At 33.3% G+C, this 19,058-nt stretch carries 14 protein-coding genes; 10 read left to right on the top strand and 4 right to left on the bottom strand.

From position 1 onward, the window contains the following. Positions 1-110: 110 nt before the first annotated feature. A complete protein-coding gene (locus tag WN975_RS10960) occupies positions 111-1,073 on the bottom strand; it encodes a hypothetical protein (RefSeq protein WP_337966565.1) in 963 nt (320 codons plus the stop codon). Positions 1,074-1,776: 703 nt separating this feature from the next. Here WN975_RS10960 and WN975_RS10955 point away from each other — a divergent pair. The 10 genes from WN975_RS10955 to WN975_RS10910 all read left to right on the top strand — a co-directional run bounded on the left by WN975_RS10955 (position 1,777) and on the right by WN975_RS10910 (position 15,783). Then, entirely contained in the window at positions 1,777-4,719 is a 2,943-nt protein-coding gene (locus WN975_RS10955; RefSeq protein ID WP_337966564.1) for a SusC/RagA family TonB-linked outer membrane protein, read from the top strand. A gap of 10 nt (positions 4,720-4,729) precedes the next feature. Beyond that, entirely contained in the window at positions 4,730-6,337 is a 1,608-nt protein-coding gene (locus tag WN975_RS10950) for a RagB/SusD family nutrient uptake outer membrane protein (protein ID WP_337966563.1), read from the top strand. Between the two features lie 30 nt (positions 6,338-6,367). Further along, positions 6,368-7,435 carry a SusE domain-containing protein gene (locus tag WN975_RS10945; protein WP_337966562.1) on the top strand — a complete coding sequence of 356 codons (1,068 nt, stop codon included), beginning with the start codon at positions 6,368-6,370 and terminating at the stop codon, positions 7,433-7,435. A 100-nt stretch (positions 7,436-7,535) separates the two neighbouring features. Continuing rightward, entirely contained in the window at positions 7,536-8,633 is a 1,098-nt protein-coding gene (locus WN975_RS10940; protein WP_337966561.1) for a glycosyl hydrolase 53 family protein, read from the top strand. A gap of 3 nt (positions 8,634-8,636) precedes the next feature. Further along, complete coding sequence (locus WN975_RS10935) at positions 8,637-9,668, top strand: glycosyl hydrolase 53 family protein (protein WP_337966560.1); 1,032 nt, start codon at positions 8,637-8,639, stop codon at positions 9,666-9,668. Positions 9,669-9,754: 86 nt separating this feature from the next. Next, complete coding sequence (locus tag WN975_RS10930; protein WP_337966559.1) at positions 9,755-12,193, top strand: DUF4982 domain-containing protein; 2,439 nt, start codon at positions 9,755-9,757, stop codon at positions 12,191-12,193. Positions 12,194-12,613: 420 nt separating this feature from the next. Then, the gene (locus tag WN975_RS10925) at positions 12,614-13,204 is read left to right on the top strand and encodes a TetR/AcrR family transcriptional regulator (protein ID WP_099708693.1); all 591 of its coding nucleotides are present in this window, start codon (positions 12,614-12,616) and stop codon (positions 13,202-13,204) included. Between the two features lie 89 nt (positions 13,205-13,293). Beyond that, the gene (locus WN975_RS10920) at positions 13,294-13,986 is read left to right on the top strand and encodes an SDR family NAD(P)-dependent oxidoreductase (RefSeq protein ID WP_337966558.1); all 693 of its coding nucleotides are present in this window, start codon (positions 13,294-13,296) and stop codon (positions 13,984-13,986) included. Positions 13,987-13,992: 6 nt separating this feature from the next. Continuing rightward, positions 13,993-14,760: an SDR family NAD(P)-dependent oxidoreductase gene (locus WN975_RS10915; RefSeq protein WP_337966557.1), complete on the top strand. Its 768-nt coding sequence runs from the start codon at positions 13,993-13,995 to the stop codon at positions 14,758-14,760. A gap of 21 nt (positions 14,761-14,781) precedes the next feature. Then, positions 14,782-15,783: an NADP-dependent oxidoreductase gene (locus tag WN975_RS10910; protein WP_337966556.1), complete on the top strand. Its 1,002-nt coding sequence runs from the start codon at positions 14,782-14,784 to the stop codon at positions 15,781-15,783. 315 nt (positions 15,784-16,098) lie between these two features. On the opposite strand, the gene WN975_RS10905 is transcribed toward WN975_RS10910, so the two are convergent. The 3 genes from WN975_RS10905 to WN975_RS10895 all read right to left on the bottom strand — a co-directional run bounded on the left by WN975_RS10905 (position 16,099) and on the right by WN975_RS10895 (position 18,773). Beyond that, positions 16,099-16,800, bottom strand: coding sequence for a M23 family metallopeptidase (locus WN975_RS10905; RefSeq protein WP_337966555.1), 702 nt, complete (start codon positions 16,798-16,800; stop codon positions 16,099-16,101). Positions 16,801-16,802: 2 nt separating this feature from the next. Beyond that, complete coding sequence (locus WN975_RS10900) at positions 16,803-17,531, bottom strand: hypothetical protein (RefSeq protein ID WP_337966554.1); 729 nt, start codon at positions 17,529-17,531, stop codon at positions 16,803-16,805. Between the two features lie 96 nt (positions 17,532-17,627). Then, positions 17,628-18,773, bottom strand: a complete 1,146-nt coding sequence (locus WN975_RS10895) for an AraC family transcriptional regulator (RefSeq protein ID WP_337966553.1) — start codon at positions 18,771-18,773, stop codon at positions 17,628-17,630. Positions 18,774-19,058 lie beyond the last annotated feature (285 nt).

Below are 19,058 nucleotides of genomic sequence, written 5' to 3'. Positions count from 1 at the left end.
TAATGCTTCGAGACATTGTTCGGTTTGTAACTTTTTGATTTTCGGTTTAACGAAAACTCGATGAGAAACGGTGTAATTCCAGTAAGTCACACATTAGTTTAAAACGGTTGCTATTCTATAGCTAATATTCTTTCTGCTTTATTATTCCAAAGTATAATATTTTGCTCCATACTTGATGTAATAATTTTATTTCCTTGTTTATTCCAGGAAACACCCCATAAATAGTCTTTAGAATTGCCTTCAGAGACAAGTTTACCGTTGGTATCCCAAATTCTCAATGCATCACTTGCAGTTGCTAATCTGCTTCCTTTTGAATTCCAGGTTAAATTTCTATATTCCGCTTTACTTATATCAATTGATTGTAATAATTTACCATTTTCATCCCAGTATTGAAGTAGAGATTTGTCTTTTTCATCACCATAATCGCCTGTAACAAAAAAAGTACCTGATTTGTGCCAGGCAATACTCAATAACATCACTTCTTCTTGTCTGTGTTTTATTGATTTCAGCAAATTTCCGTCAATGTCATAAAAACGTATTTTGTCTGTAACCGTTGTGAGAGTGTTTTTTTGAGGATGCCAATCAATAGCCATTATGCCCTTGGTATTTTCATTATTAAACTTTTTAATTAATTCCCCTTTTATAGTATAAATTAATATTTGTCCGTCATTGTCTCCAACAGCTAAATATTCACCTGTATTGTTCCAGTCAATTCCTCTTGCTCCATCTGGTGAAATTCCGTTTAATTCAATTTTTTCATTCGTATCCAAATTAATAATACTCGATTTGTCACCTGACATTTGTGTTGTTACAGCAATTATATTTTTTGAAGGATGCCACTTTATACGCGTAATAGTGTTCTTAATATGAAATGATTTGAATGGTTTTAGATCGCTTTCATTATAAATTTTTAAAGTGTCTGTATTTCCGCCAATCGCTATGAATTTCCCATTCGGACTCCAATCCGTTGTCCAGAGAATTTCCTTTGTTATCGAATTTTGAGCAAATGTCTGATTGCATAAAATAATAATCAGAGAATTTATAATTATCAGTATTTTAATTCGGTTCACCATTTTGTACATTTTCTTTTTAGGGTTGCTACAAACTGTATAGTTTGCGAAATTAATTTATTTATTATATAATGTGTAAAAACAACATTTGTTTTTTAGATTAATTAAAGGTTGTGGTTTCTATGATTTTTTAAGATTAAAATTTTGAGCTTTTTTTCAGGTAAATTTTTGATAATATATCGATTCAAAATTATACTCTAAGTTAATTATTAAAAATATTATTTTAATGGTTAATTATTGGTTTTGTCATTTTTTTTTGAACGAAAAATTACATAATATGTTTTTATGAGGCGTTGTATGTGGGTTTTTACGAAAATGTCCCCTTTTATAAATGAATTTTTCCCTGTCTTAAAAACTTCTTCTATCCTTAATTTGCAGAATGAGTTGATCAGCTACAACGTTTGAAAAATTTTTGTTCAGAGCAAGTCAACGAAAACAAACTAACCAATTATCGTAACCAAAAAAAAATTAAACATGACTAACATTCGAATTAAAACTTATCGGGAAAAGCTTTTTCTCATTCTAAGAAAAATAGAGTAAGCTTATTTCAAAAGGAGATTATAATTTTAAGAAACGATTTCTATTTAGAAGCAATCATCCAAAAAAACAGACTTTGTTTCTTTTAAAATTATAGATCTCTACAATCAATTTGTGACCAACACTTATTAATAAAAACTAACTTAAACAAAACCAATTTTTAAAAAGTATGAAAAGAATTAAAACCAAATTTTTACTTTTATTACTCTTACTTCCTTTTTGTGTTTTTGCTCAGAACACAATTAGTGGTATTGTCTTGGAAAAGTCTACCAAGCAGCCCATACCGGGAGCCAACATAAAAGTATTAGGAACAAATATCAGTACCACGACTGATTTTGACGGAAAATTTCAATTATCCGGAGTAAAAGCAGATAGTAAAATTGTATTTTCTTATACGGGTTATACTAATCAGACTGTTTCAGTTGCCGGACAGAAAAACATAACTGTAAATCTTGAAGAAGATAATAATCAACTGAAAGAAGTTGTTGTTCAGGTTGGATACGGAAGTGTTAAAAAGAAAGATGCTACAGGATCTGTTACTGCACTTACGACAAAAGACTTTAACAAAGGAAATAATATTTCAACAGAAAATTTACTTAGCGGGCGAGTTGCTGGTTTAACAGTAAATTCAACTGGTGCGCCGGGTTCTAGTTCACAAATTAGAATTCGTGGAGGAAGTTCACTTTTTGCAAGTAATGATCCACTTATTGTAATTGACGGATTGCCTTTGGATAACAGTACAAATGTTGGAGCATCTTCGTTTATGGCATCGCTGAATCCTGCAACTGTTGAATCGATTACGGTTTTAAAAGATGCATCAGCTTCTGCAATTTACGGTTCTCGTGCTTCAAATGGTGTAATTATTATTACGACTAAAAAAGGAAGCAAAACATTATCTGTAGATTATAATGTGCAATATGCTGCAGGAACTTTGACTAAAACGGTTGATGTTTTTAGCGCAGACGAATTTAGAAGTGTTATTGCAGACAGAAGAAGTGATGATTTAAGTAAATTAGGAACTGCAAATACAGATTGGCAAAGAGCAATTTACAGAAACACTGGAACAATAGATCAAAGTTTAGCAGTTAGAGGAAGTTTGTTTAATGTTATTCCAACAAGTTTAACGCTTGGAAATACAGATCAACAAGGTTTACGCTTGACGAATGAGTTTAAAAGAAATACTGTTGGTTTAGTAATGAATCCAACTTTCTTTGACAATCATTTAAAATTGAGACTTTCTGCGAATTATACAAACGAAAGAAACAGATTTACAGATGGTGTTGAAGGAGCTGCTATTGGTTTTGATCCAACACAACCTATAAAAGTTGAAGGCGCGCCTTATGGAGGATATTTTGAATATACTACAGGCGTAGATGCAAACGGAAATTATCCGTTAGTTTCAACGGCAGCAAGAAACCCAGTTTCGCAATTGTTGAATACAAATGACAGAGGAAAGAACGACAGATTTTTTGGAAATTTTGAAGTTGATTATAAATTTCACTTTTTCCCTGCTTTAAGAGCCGTTGTAAATGTTGGTTTTGATGAATCAAACGGAGAAAGAAGAAGATTGGTTGGTGCTGATGCAGGTTCTGCTCCATCAAACAACAATATTCCGTATGGTACAAATGAATATACAGAAGCGATGAGAAGAAATAAGTTATTAGATACTTATTTAGTTTATAATAAAAAGTTCAATTCATTGAATTTTGAAATGACAGGTGGTTATTCTTATCAAAAATTTCAAAGCTCAAAATTTGAAACCGGTAATATTTTAAACCCTGATTTGCCATCGACATTTCCTGAAACTACTTTAGATACAGATGTTGTTTTATTAGGATTCTTTGCAAGAACAAACTTAAACTTCAGAGACAAATATTTATTGACACTATCTTATAGAAGAGATGGTTCTTCTAGATTTGAAGAAGCAAATCGTTGGGGGAATTTCCCATCTGTAGCATTTGCATGGAAAATCAAAGAAGATTTCTTTAAAGAAAGTACGGTATTATCTGATTTAAAATTAAGATTAAGTTATGGTATTACAGGACAACAAGATATTCCTGAACCAAACGGATACTTACAAAAATATATGGTAGGTGGCGGAAATGCTGAATACTATTTTGGAACAAGCCCAGTTCCGGTTGCGCTTCCTTCAAAAAGAACAAACAACTTGAAATGGGAAGAAACATCTTCTTACAATGCAGGTCTTGATTTTGGATTTTTAGACAATCGTTTAACTGCGGGACTTGATGTTTATTACAAAGAATCTAAAGATTTATTGGTAAACGCAGCAATATCTGATGGAAGTAACTTCTCTAATCGTGTGTATCAAAACGTTGGTAGTTTTACAACAAAAGGAGTTGAGTTTACGATTAATGCGAACGCTATTAAAACGGAAGATTTCAACTGGAATATGAATTTCAATATTTCAAAATTCGAAAGAAGAATCAAAAATCTGGTTAACGGAACTGATATCTTTTTAGGAGATAATATTGCAGGAACAGGAACTCCGGGACAAATTTTCAGAGAAGGATATACGCCTTATTCTTTCTACGTTTACAAACAATTATATAATAAAGAAGGAAAACCAATCGATGGTGCTTTTGCAGATTTGAATGGTGATAATATCAAAAATGATTCGGATAAATACATTTATAATAATCCAGATCCGGATTTTACATTGGGATTTGCCTCTAATATGAATTATAAAAAGTTTGACTTTTCATTCAATTTAAGAGCAAGTATTGGTAATAGAATTTTTAATGCTGTAGATGCGAGCAGAGCACAATATGATGCGATGGAAAACGGAGGTGTTTTAAGTAATATCCCAAGTCAGGTAACTCAGACTAATTTTCAAACTACTTCAAATGTAGTATTATCAGATCTTTATATTGAGAATGCTTCTTTCTTAAAAATGGATAACATTACTTTAGGATATACGCTAAATAACTGGGTAAACAGTAAAGCTTCATTAAGAGTATCAACAGGAGTTCAGAACGTTTTTGTACTTACTAAATACAGTGGTTTAGATCCTGAAATTACAAACAACGGTGTAGACAAAACGATTTATCCAAGACAACGATCAGTATTATTTGGTCTTAATCTTAAATTTTAATAACGAAATCATGAAAAAATATATTTTAATAACAATAGTTGCATTGACTGTAATTTTTCAGTCTTGTACAGATGATTTAAATGTAGTCTCAAAAGATGACGACGTTCTTTCTTCGGATGTGTTATTTTCTACGCCTGACGGATACAAAAAAGCTTTCGCAGGAGTATACGGAAACTTAACTTTAACAGGAGTTATTGGTCCTAATGATTCTTCGCTAGAAGGTGTAGATGCAGGAACAAGCCAGTTTACAAGATGTTTATTGTACATGCAGGAATTAACTACAGACGAATTGGTTTGGAGTTATGAAAATGACGGAGGAACAGCAGAATTACAGCGTAATATCTGGACAGCCGCAAATCCTGTTATTCTTGGAATGTTTAGTAGAACTATGGTTTCTGTATCGTATGCAAATGAGTTTTTGCGTCAAAGTACACCAGAAAAATTAAGTTCAAGAGGTATTACAAATGCTGCAACCTTGGCAGATATTGCACTTTACCGCAAAGAAGTTCGTGTTTTAAGAGCGTACGCTTATTACAACATGATGGATTTATTTGGAAAAGCGCCAATGTATACTGAAAATGATCCTATAAACTTCACAGGACCTGAATTTAACAGAAAACAATTATTTGATTTTATCGAAAAAGAATTAACAGCAGTTTTACCGGATTTAAAAGCGGCAAGAACAAATGAATACGGAAGATTAGATCAATCTATGGCGCGTATGATTTTGGCTAAAATGTATTTGAATGCTCAGGTTTATATTCAGGCGGATCGTTTTAATGATTGTATTACAATGTGTAACGAAATTATCGCCGGAGGTTATACTTTGAAACCAAAATATCTGGACAATTTTAAAGCAGACAACAATACTTCTGCTGAAATCATTTTCGGAATCCAATCTGATGGATCAGTTTCTCAAAACTGGGGCGCAACAACTGTTTTAACAAACGGACAAATTGGTGCGTGGGAAAATAATGGTGCTGATTTTGGAATTGGCGGATGGACTGGAGCGCTTAGAATCAGAAAAGAATTTGCTCAGAAATTTGATGGTGCAAAATTCAGTCAAGATACCAGAAATACAATCGGAAAAGGAGTTGCAGGTGATCCTGGAAAACAAAGATCTATTGATATTGAAGATATTGGTGTAAAAACACAAGGTTATATTTTGTCTAAATTCTCAAATAAAACTTCAACTGGAGTTAACGGAATCAGCTCTACTTATGCTGATACTGATTTCCCATTATTCAGATTAGCCGATGTTTATTTAATGTATGCAGAAGCAACTTTAAGAGGTGGAAACGGAACTTCGGCGAAAGCATTAGAATATGTAAATGCTTTAAGACAAAGAGCTAACAATAATTCAACTGTTGGAAATATCACTTTAAGTGATTTAACGCTTGATTTCTTAATTGATGAAAGAGCACGTGAATTGCACTGGGAAGCGCACAGAAGACAAGATTTAATTCGTTTTGGAAAATATACCGGAGGATCTTACAATTGGGCTTGGAAAGGAAATTCTTCAAAAGGAGTTTCAATTCCTTCTTACATGAGCGTTTTTCCTATTCCGGAAGGATCATTGGGAGCAAATAGAAATTTGACTCAAAACACAGGTTACTAAGACTTTTTTTAAACATAAACGATACACAAAATGAAACTTATATATAAAATATTTATAGCTGTTGTTTTACTTACAGGATTTTGGTCTTGTGAAAACGAAGAAAATTTAATGATTTTAGAGCCACAAGCGGCTGCTTTTTCTATCATAACTCCAGAAAGTGGTTCTTCGACAATTCTAAATAAAGACACGCCAAACAATACTGCATTGACATTGACTTGGGAAAAAGTAAGTTACGGAACTCCAACAATTGTTACTTACACAGTGCAATTTGCGGCGAGTAATACAGAGTTTGCAGCGCCGGTAGATATTACAACTTCTACAGTAACTCACGCAACTATTACTGTTGCAGAATTGAACGCAAAAGCACTAGAACTTGGACTTACAGCTGGTGTTGAAGGAACAATCGATGTGAGAATTAAATCTACTGTTGGAACAACTTTATCAGAACCAAAAACTTCTACGCCAATCACAATTAATTTAACTCCTTACAGAGGTGTTTTCCCTAGAGTTGATTTGTTTTTAGTTGGACCTGGAACTGCTGCAGGATGGAGCGTAACAAGCAACAATATGCCAATTTTCAGAGATCCAAAAGAAAATGCAAAACAGTATTATACAGGATATTTTAACAAAGATGGCTTTAAATTAATTGAACAAATTGGTTTCTGGGCTCCTGCTTACGGAACAAACGGTGCCAAAGTACAATACAGAGCAACAGAAAGCGATACTGATCCGGGAGTTTTCCCAACGACAGCGGCAGGTTATTACAGTTTTGAAATTAACCTTGAAGAGTTAACATACAAAATCACACCTTATACAGGACCATTGACAACGTATACAACAATTACTGTGGCTGGATCTGTATTAACAGGCGATGATACGGGTTGGGATATGAATGTTCCTATGGTTCAATCAACATTTGATGCTCATATCTGGAAAGTTACTCAAACTTTAAAAGCCGGAAAAATGAAATTTAAAGCAAACGGTGGATGGGATACAAGCTGGGGAGATAATGGTGGAGACATTATTGTTGAAGCTGGAAAATATGATATCTGGTTCAATGACTTAGACGGTCGTTATATGTTTATCACAACTCCATAATTGAATTTAAAAATTAAAGAAGCCTTGATGCTATTATTTTGAGGCTTCTTTAAATTAAAGTTTTTTAAAATTCAAAATTTCACCAGTTATAAATCTTATCATGAAAAAATATATAAAAATTCTTGGGTTACTTGCCATAACTGCAATTCAGTTTTCGTGCTCAAGTAATGATTCTGCAGACAAAGAAGCGGTTAATCCGCCAGATGCAACCGATACTTTTATCAGAGCATCAGATGTTTCTTTTCTTCCTCAAATGGAATCTTTAGGAACTAAATTTTACAATAATGGCAAAGCCGAACCAATGCTTACAACGCTTAAAAATGCAGGTTGTAATACAGTCCGAATTCGTTTATGGAAAAACCCTGTAAACGGTCGTTCCGGTCTAGCCGAAGTAAAACAATTGGCGCAACAAGCAAGACAAGCCGGTTTAAGAGTTTGGCTTACCGTTCATTATTCTGATGATTGGGCAGATCCAGGCGTTCAGACAACTCCGGAAGAATGGAAAAATCTAAATTTTAATGATTTAAAAACAGCCGTTACAAATTATACTTCAACAATAATTACAGAAATCAATCCTGATATTATTCAAATTGGTAATGAAATCAATAGCGGATTATTGTGGCCACAAGGAAACTTAATCAGCAACGAACAACAATGTCTTGCAATATTATCTGCTGCAAGTGCAACAGTTCGCAGTAAATCACCAAGTACAAAAATCATGATTCACTATGCAGGCGTAAGTGCCGGCGGTACAGATTGGTTTTTTAATAAAATGAAAAGCGTTGATTACGATTATATCGGATTGTCTTATTACCCAGTTTGGCACGGTAAAGATTTAACAGAAGTAAAAAATACTATTGATGCTTTAGGAAAGAAATTCAGCAAAAAAGTTTTGATCGCAGAAACTGCTTATCCTTTTACTTTATTACACAACGATCAAACAAATAACATTGTAGGTTCAAGTGATCAATTAGTTCCTGGATATTCTGCAACTCCTGCCGGACAAAGAACTTTTGTTACAGATATTAAAAACATCGTAAAAGCATCAGAATTCGGACAAGGATTTGCGTATTGGGGTGGAGAATGGGTTGCTTTTAAAGGGCCACAATCTCAAAGCGGTTCTACATTCGAAAATCAGGCTTTATACAGTTTTGATAACAATGCTTTATCAGTAATGCAAGCTTTCAGTAAAGAATAAAACATGAAAAAATCACTTAAAATTGTTTCTTTTTTAATGCTAATTGGTGTTGCTTTTACTTCATGTAAACCAAAAATGATTAGCGAAAAAAACTCCTTTTCAAACGGAGCAGATGTTGGCTGGCTGCCGCAAATGGAAGCAACTGGTTATAAATTTTATGATGCAGACGGTTCTCAAAAGGACTGTCTGCAATTATTAAAAGACCGCGGAATAAATACCATTCGTTTGCGTGTTTGGGTAAATCCAAATGATGATAAAGCAAGCGGACATTGCAGTCCCGAAGAAACTGTTGTAATGGCTGTTCGTGCTCAAAAAATGGGAATGCGAATTATGATCGATTTTCATTACAGCGATTCTTGGGCAGATCCCGGAAAACAAAAAAAACCTGCTGCATGGGAAAAACATTCTTTTCCAGAATTGTTAACCGATGTTTATCAGCATACTTATGACGTCTTGAAAATGTTGAAAAAAGCCGGAGTAACTCCGGAATGGGTTCAGGTTGGAAATGAAATTCCAGGTGGAATGCTTTGGCCGGAAGGCAGTACAGATAATTTCAAACAATTAGCGCAATTGCTTGATAAAGGATACGAAGCGACAAAAGCGGTTGATCCAAAGATTAAAGTAATTGTTCATTTGGACGAAGGAAATAAAAGCGAAAAATTCAGATGGTTTTTTGATAAAGCCACAGAAAATAAGGTGAAATATGATGTAATAGGATTGTCGTATTATCCATATTGGATCAAAACCGATTATCAAAGCACGATTTTAGATTTAGAAAATAATCTAAAAGATATGGCTTCACGTTACAACAAAGAAGTTATGGTTGTTGAAGTTGGTGGAGATTTTGAACAAGTACAAAACACCAAAGAAATGCTTGAAGCTACTATAAAAGCGGTAAAAAGCGTACCTAATAATAAAGGTTTAGGAGTTATTTATTGGGAACCACAAGGCGAAAAAAGCTGGAGCGGTTATCAACTTAATGCCTGGCTTTCTGACGGAAAACCTTCGCCGGCATTGGATGCTTTCAAAAATTAAATAAACAATTAAATTTTACCATTAAGAAATTAAGTGATTTAAGCTTTATGAGCTTAATTTCTTAATGGTAAAAAATATACAGAAAAATGAAATTAATTTTTAAATCAGTATTATTCTTATTTCTACTTGTTTTTTCGTCAGGAAAAATAATGTCACAATCCACTACTGTTGTTTTAAAAGATAACTGGCGCTTTTCTAAAGAAGTAAAAGGAGATGCTTTTTCTGTAGATTTTGATGCTTCAAAATGGGAAAAAGTTAGTGTTCCTCACGATTGGGCAATTTACGGACCTTTTGACAAAAAATGGGACATTCAGACCGGTATCATTGAGCAGAATGGCGAAAAAGAAGCGACTGAAAAAACGGGACGTACCGGAGCACTTCCGCATATTGGAACGGGTTGGTATCGCAATAAATTTTCGCTTCCGGAATTTAAAAAAGGAAAGAAAGCACTTCTTATTTTCGAAGGCGCAATGAGCGAACCTCAGGTTTATTTGAATGGAAAAAAAATAGGAAATTGGGGTTATGGATACAGCTATTTTTATATCGATATTACCAACGATCTTAAAGTAGGTTCAGAAAATGTATTGGCTGTAAAATTGACCAATTTGCCATTTTCTTCAAGATGGTATCCGGGTGCAGGTCTTTATAGAAAAGTTAGTATCGTAGTAAAAGAAGAGGAAAGTTTCACGCAATGGGGAACTTCTATTACTACTCCTGAAATGAAAGATAATAATGCTGTTGTAGATATTAAAGCTGAGGTTCTTGGCAGTAATACGTCAATGGTAACTGAAATAAAAGATGCAAGTAATAATGTAGTAGCAACGCAAAAAGATACAGAAATTAAGGATGGAAAATTCCATCAAGTAATGTCAGTTGTAAACCCTCATTTATGGAGTCCTGAAACGCCTTATTTATATACTGCGACAACCAAATTATACGCAGCCGACGGAACTTTAAAAGACGAACAAAACATAAAATTTGGTATAAGATTTATAAAATACGAACCAAACACAGGATTTAGTCTAAATGGTAAAGTGACCAAATTTAAAGGAGTTTGTCTTCATCATGATTTAGGACCACTTGGCGCGGCGGTAAACAAAGCGGCACTTCGCAGACAATTGACGATTCTAAAAGATTTGGGATGTAACGCAATCAGAAGTTCTCATAATATGCCTTCTTTTGAGCAGCTTGAATTGGCTGACGAAATGGGATTTATGTTTCTTGCTGAAAGTTTTGACGAATGGGCAAAGCCAAAAGTAGAAAACGGATATCACCGCTTTTTTGAAGAATACGCAGAAAAAGACATCGTAAATTTAGTGAGAGCCACAAGAAATCATCCTTGTATTGTAATGTGGAGTTCAGGAAATGAAGTTCCGGATCAATGGGGAGCTGAAGGGGTAAAACGTGCCAGATGGTTACAGGACATTTTTCACCGTGAAGATCCTACAAGACCCGTGACTGTTGGTATGGATCAGGTAAAAGCAACTATGGAATCTGGCTTTGGAGCTTTGCTCGATGTTCCGGGATTAAATTATAGAGTTCATCTTTATGAAGAAGCATATAAATCATTCCCCCAAGGATTTATATTAGGATCAGAAACAGCTTCAACGGTTAGTTCAAGAGGAATTTATAAGTTTCCTGTAGTGCAGGCAAAGAATAAAGAATACGATGATTTTCAATCTTCTTCTTATGATCTTGAAGCTTGTAGCTGGTCAAATGTTCCTGATGAAGATTTCGTTCTTCAGGATGACAAACCGTGGGTTATTGGAGAATTTGTCTGGACAGGTTTTGATTATTTAGGAGAACCAACGCCTTATGATGAAAAATGGCCGTCAAGAAGTTCTTATTTTGGAATATCAGATTTGGCGGGACTTCCTAAAGATCGTTTTTATCTTTACAGAAGCAGATGGAATAAGACCGATAAAACGCTTCACATATTACCACATTGGAATTGGAAAGGAAGAGAAGGCGAAATTACTCCGGTTTTCGTATACACAAATTACGACAGCGCTGAGCTTTTTGTAAATGGAAAAAGTATGGGAATTCAGAAGAAAAACAATTCAACTCCACAAAACCGTTATCGTTTAATGTGGAATGATGTTAAATATGAACCTGGAACTGTAAAAGTTGTAGCTTTTGATTCGAATGGAAAAATAGCAGCAGAAAGCGAAGTGAAAACTGCCGGAGATGCATATAAAATTGTACTTGAAGCAGATCGTCAAACTATCAAAGCTGATGGCGAAGATATTTCTTTTGTAACAGTTTCGGTAGTAGATAAAAACGGAATTCCGTGTCCAACGGCAATCAATGAATTACAATTTAAAGTTACTGGCGCAGCAACTTACAGAGCAGCGTGTAATGGAGATGCAACATCATTAGAAATATTTCACGAAAATAAAATGAAGCTTTTCAGCGGTAAATTGGTGGTTTTGGTTAAAGCGATTAAAACTCCGGGCGCAATCCAATTGGAAGTTACAGGAAAAGGACTTCAGAAAGGGAAGATTAATTTAAAATCTGAACTTTAATAATAACAAAATATCGCAATTACATTAAATTAGTTTGCAGGTATTAAGTTAGTTAGTTACTTCGAAAAAAGCCACTCAAATCGAGTGGCTTTTTGTATTTAAGTTAAGGTTTTTTAGAAAGTAAATTAATCTCTCAAAGGCGCTAAGACGCAAAGTTTTTGTCATTTCGACGGAGGAGAAATCACACTAGGAACTCCATAACTATTGTCGTCAATTTTTGCCGAGCTACGTGTGTGATTTCTCCTCCGTCGAAATGACAAACTAGACCAAAATATTGTTATTAATTTTTTTTTCAATTACACCAAACGGATTAATTCTGTACTAAAATGCTGAGGTTGTGAATAAATATGAAAAAAAATATTTATTTTTTGATTTTAAAATATACTTTTTAGTATATTTGCAATCTAATTACAAAACATAATGCTTACAAAAGCCGAAAAGACAAAACAATTTATATTAGAAACTGCAGTGCCGCTTTATAATGAAAAAGGCATTTCGGGAGTTAATATTGATGATGTTTTGGAGGCAACTAAGCTTACAAAAGGTTGTCTTTACGGACATTTTGAGAATAAAGAAGATTTGACTGAACAAGTTATTGACTTATCGCTAAAAATGGTTTCGGACAAAATTAGAGCTGCCGTTTATAGCGGAAAAACCATAAAAGGTAAAATATTTGCTTTTTTAGATTTTTATAAAAACCCAATCGAAACTTTTATTTCAGGCGGATGTCCCATATTTAATACCGCTGTAGAATCTGATGATAATTATCCTTTTATAAAGGAAAAAGTTGCCAAAGTATTAAAAAATGGTCAACTGGAATTAACGGCGCTACTTCAGGAAGGAATTAATATTGGTGAGTTTTCTAATAAACTTGATCCTGCCGTTTTTGCTTTTAAATTAGTAGCTTCGGTAGAAGGAGGAATTGTAATGTGCAGAGTTATGAATACAGCAAAACCAATGCAAGGTCTTGTAAAAAGCCTAAAAAATGAATTAGAGCAATATGTGATTTGATTTTTTTTATTCTAAAATATACCAAAAAGTTTATTTTTAAATATACTAAAAAGTCTAAAATGTAAAATTTAAATTATAAATATATAATAATGAAAACATCAGGAAATACAATATTCATCAGTGGCGGAAGCGCAGGAATAGGATTAGCAATAGCAAAAAAGCTAAATGCAGCAGGAAATAAAATAATCATAAACGGACGTAATAGTGAACGTCTTGAAAATGCATTAAAACAATTGGATAATGCAGTAGCAATACAAGGCGATTTGTCTATAGAATCTGATCGAATTCGTATTGCAAAACAATTAAAAGAAGATTATCCAGATGTGAATATCATCATCAATAATGCTGGCGCAGCTTTTAGTTATCTTTTAAATGAAACTTTAAATGCACACGAAAAAGCAGCTATAGAAATGAATACAAACTATTTAAGTGTAATTCATTTTACGGAACTTTTATTGCCTCATCTTATACAAAAAGCAGAAGCTGCAATAGTAAATATTTCGTCTATCGCTGTTTTTGGCAGTCATAAATTAGTGCCTACTTATGGCGCTACAAAAGCCGCATTACACAGTTATACCGTTGCGTTGCGATATACCTATGAAGAAGAAAAAAATCTTCAGATTTATGAAGTTTATCCTCCGTTGGTAAATACAGAATTCTCGGCAGAAATTGGCGGAGCAAATGGAATTCCACCGGAAGAAGTTTCAGATGAATTATTTATTGCTCTTGAAAAAAGTCAGTTTGATGTTCCGGTAGGAGATTCTAAGCAATTTTTTAAATAACGAGATATGAATATCAAAGGAAAAACGATATTGATTACCGGAGGTGGATCCGGAATTGGACTGGAATCTGCAAAACAATTTTTAGCCGAAGGAGCAAAAGTTATTATTACAGGTAGAAATTTAGCAAAATTAGAAGCAGCAAAAAAGTTATTGCCATCCTTAATAATTATTAAAAGTGATGTTGAAAATGAAGAAGATACTAAGGCACTTTTCGATAAAGTGATTTCTTTGGGCGGAATCGATATTTTGTATAACAACGCTGGAGTTGGAAGTCCGGCGCTTAACCTTGGAATTGCAAACGATCAAATCCTGAAAAATGCAGTTTATGAAATGAATGTCAATTATTTTGGTGTTATAAGATTGAATAACCTTTTTATAAACATGCTAAAATCACGAAAAGAAGCTGCGATAATCAATACAACTTCGATTTTGAGTTTGGTTCCGGCTCTTGAAGAACCAACTTATGCACCAACCAAAACGGCTTTGAGTTTTTATACGAGAACGCTTAGAAAGAATTTAGAGATTTTGAAAAGCAACGTAAAAGTATTCGAATTGCTTCCTCCGGTTGTCGCAACAGAAATGACAGCGAACAGAAATGATAAGAAAATCACACCGGAACAATTGGTAAAAGCACTTATTTCGGGAATTAAAAAAGATCAATTTACAATTAGAGTTGGTGATGCAAAATCGCTTTATATCGTAAGCAGATTTTTTCCAAAGTTAGCTTTCAATTTAGTGAATCCTAAAAAGATATATGCAAGCCTAAAACAATAATTTGAACTTTAAAGATATAAAATGAAAGCATTTATAATTAATAAATACAGCAAAAACGGAACTTTAGAATTTGCAGATATGCCTGTTCCTGAGTTAAAAGACAACGATGTTTTAGTTGATGTTTATGCAGCAGGAATAAACCTGTTAGATTCTAAAATAAAGACAGGAGAATTCAAACTTATTTTGCCCTATAAACTTCCTTTGATTTTAGGACACGACGTAGCCGGAATTATTACGAAAGTTGGAAAAAACGTAAAGAATTTTAAAGTTGGCGATGAGGTTTATTCCCGTCCGTCAGATCATCGCATTGGTACGTTTGCCGAATCAATCGCTATAAATGAAAAAGATGTTGCACTAAAACCAAAGAATCTTTCGATGGAAGAAGCCGCTTCAATTCCGTTAGTGGCTTTGACAGCGTGGCAAGTTTTGGTAGAAAAAGCAAATATAAAACAGGGACAAAAAGTATTTATTCAGGCTGGTTCCGGAGGAGTTGGGACAATCGCTATTCAGTTGGCAAAACATTTAGGAGCTACGATTGCGACAACGGCAAGTGCCAAAAGTTTTGATTTACTCGAAAAACTTGGAGCCGATGTTATTGTTGATTATAAGAACAGTGATTTCGAAAACCGACTAAGTAATTACGATGTTGTATTGAATAGTCAGGATCAAAAAACACTCGAAAAATCATTAAGAATATTAAAATCGGGCGGAAAACTAATTTCGATTTCAGGACCGCCAACGCCAGATTTTGCAAAAGAAATTAAAGCGCCGTGGTTTGTAAAAATAGTTCTTTCGTTGCTAAGTTCCGGTATTCGTAAAAAAGCATCTAATAAAAATGTAGACTATTCTTTCTTATTTATGAAAGCGAATGGTGAGCAATTAAGCAAAATCACAACACTTATAGAATCAGGAATTATTAAACCGGTTTTAGATAAAGTTTTCCCTTTCGAAGAAACAAATGAAGCTTTATCTTATGTAGAAAGTGGTCGCGCCAAAGGTAAAGTTGTTATTAAAATAAAGTAAACAATATTTTTTTAGAAAATTAATCACACACTTCCAATTTAAAATGAGCACCTAATTTACCACGTAGTTATAAATGAAAACGCTGTAATTTTCATTCATTGTGGCCCTATAAAGTAAATTTAAAGAAAATCATTATGATTTAAATTCGGGGACTGGAATTTAACTGATTTAAGCCAAAACCGAATGCTTGTTTTGAATTGGATGTGTGTGATTAATATTTTTAATGAATTAGAGATTTAAAATTTCATAGTTAGATTTCTGACATCTTTCATCTGATATTTTTCATCTTTCTTCTTTACTCTTTCTTCTTTTTCTCTACTCTTTCTTAATTCTTTGACCAGTAACAGGTTCTCCTCTTTCTTTAAAAACAGTATCAGCATAATAGTTCGAGAATTGCATAGGAAGTCCAACGGCATTCCAAAGATATGATGTTGTTTGTAAATGATAATGAAGGTGTGGTCCGTAAGAATTACCACTATTTCCAACCTGACCAACCATTTGACCTCTGATTACAGTATCTCCTTCCTTTACTATTATAGTACCTTTTTTGAAATGAACCATACACGAAAACTCTCCATTTAAATGATCAATTATAATATAGTTTCCCCAAACTTGTTTTGTGTTAAGAACTCCTGGGACATTGTCTTCGACATTATTTACAACGGCAACGATTTTTCCGTCTCCGGGCGCATTTAAACGTTTTCCGAAACAATAATAATCTTCATTTTTGGTTCCGTCTCCTGAAAATCCTTTTCCATTTATTACCTGAACAATATCCAGCGCATATCTTTGATGACGATGAGGTGCAAAATGATGATTTTGTTCTAAAGTTTTTCCTCCTGCAACGATATACCATTCACCATCAAAAGGCAATTCTAATGTGGTTTTTGTTTTGTAATTCAGGTAAATATCTTCGTCTAACTTGCCATCATCGCCAATTAATGTATCAGCGCAAGAGATCAATAAAAGAATCAATGTAAAAGTAAAAGTGTAAGCTGTAGCTTTGATAAGTTTCATAATTAAAATTTATAGTTAATACCAAGATTTAGTTGATGTTGCAATTCTCTATATGCGCTCGATACTTGAAGTCGTGAATAATTGAAGTTGTATGCCGCCTTTACATCAAAATGATTAGAAAGTTTGTAACCGTATTCTAAATCCCATACAACACTTTGATAACTGTCCAGAGTATGAAATTTACCATCGGCATTATTAGCTCTTAATAAAATTATAGGAAGAGTTAGTTTTGATACTAAATATTGTTTTTCATCTATTTGATAACTAAATCGACCTTTGATACCAAATTCCTGATGAAAAGTAAAATAATTCTCATCATGAAACGGAGAATAATCTCCATTAAGATAAGTAGAAGTATTGGTTTGCGATTGAAGTCCTACATGAACAGCAAACTGATTTTTATTATAAACTTGTTTTAGATACGAAAAACCGACTCCAACTTTAGAATAATCTGTGTTTAAATTGGATAATACATCTGTTTTTAATTCGGCTTTGAGATAATCCAGTTTAACTTCAAATAGGTTTTGATTTTTACTGGTTCTGGTGTAGCCTAATTTATAAACTAAACCTTCATATTCGTACATTTTTACCGGAGCAAATTCGAGATTTTTTAAAAAGCCAAAATCATTTCCTACCGAAAATTCCAGTTGGTTCTTTTTTGGAGTAGTTTGTGATTGAACAGCTACCGCAGACAAAATTGCGGTAGTAAAAAGGATTCGATTTAATTTCATATACAATTGAGATGATTAAGTTGATTATCATGGTCAAAAGTATGGGAAGCTAAATCAGTCAAGGGTTCAATACCTTAAAACTAAACAAATCCGTACTTATTTATTGGTATTCCGATAGGTATTTGGAGTCATTCCGGTTGCTTTTTTGAATGCATTATGAAATGTAGTTTTCGAAGTAAAACCAGATTCCAAACCAATTGCGAGAAGACTGTACTTTTCGTATTCCGAATCCAGAATCATTTTTTTAACCGCTTCGACACGATAGTTGTTGATGTAATTTGCAAAATTATCTCCCGTAATTGCATTTACAACTTGAGAAACATAACCGGAACTTATGCCTAATTGTTCTGCAACTTTTTCGCGGTTTAAAGTATGATCTCTGTAAATTTGATGTACTTCGCAAAGTGTTTCCAGCTTTTTGAAATAAGGATTTTCTTTTGTGAGAAATTCTAAATTGGTTACTTCGCTTTCCTTTTTAAGGATAATATCTTCTGATAAATCTTCAGCGAAAGCGGGAATTTTTTTATTTAGTAAAGCAGCTATTCCTTCCTGATCGCTCGCAAGTCTATATTTAAAGATGCCATAAAAGGAGGTAAGATGAATTAAAAGCGTCGAAAGCAGCGCCAGAATAACCATAAAACGAGAAATGTCATATTCGAAAAACAAGAATACTAAAACGGCTAATAACCACGAAAGTGATACTATAAATGTCTGTGACCATAAAAATGTGATCCATTTCTTTTCTTGTTTGTCTTTCGAAAATTTGATAAATCGATACGTATATATTGCCATAAACGGCAGGAATATCATAATGATGTAAAGATCATAGTTACCTAAAAATTCCAATGTAGTTTTTAGTGAATTCGGAATTTTAAAAATATGCGCTACAACATCACAATCATAAAATACATTTGTAATGGTCGAATAAAAAAATGGAATAAAAAGCAGTAGATTTTTTTTTGAATTCTTTATCGGATGATTTACCTGATGTACGATAAATAGAAAAATAAAAACGGGGAAAACAAACATCCATTCGATGTCATCGATAAAACGTAAAACGGGTAAAGGCTCATATAATTCTAATCTTTCGAGTACAAGATTTAGAATAAGCAACGAGAGTGTAAATATTGCATAAGACAAGTATTTGTTTGCAATGCTATAAAATAATGGCGATTTTAAAATTATTAAACCCAGAACTATTCCCTGAAAAATTGCGATGCTAAGAAGTATAGTAAAAATCAATATTTATATCGTATTGGTTAGAATTTAAAGAGCCGAAAAATGCAGTAATGTTTTGTTATAAGCTTAAATTTTTGACGAAAATATGTCTAAATTGTCTTACTTACTGTTAAATCGAACACAATAAAAACTAAAAAAAATACAAATAATCCTATTTTGTTTTTTATGCTAAATTATTAGAATGAGACTACTTTTATATGACAAAACTCACTCATATCAAGTGGCTTTCCGTTTTTTCATTTTCTTCAAAAACTTCAGTTTAAGAAAAATGGAATTATGTTTAATAAT

Origin of the sequence: uncultured Flavobacterium sp. (assembly GCF_951805225.1) — a bacterium.
Lineage (GTDB): Bacteria > Bacteroidota > Bacteroidia > Flavobacteriales > Flavobacteriaceae > Flavobacterium.
This window is presented reverse-complemented; position numbering and strand designations above follow the sequence as displayed.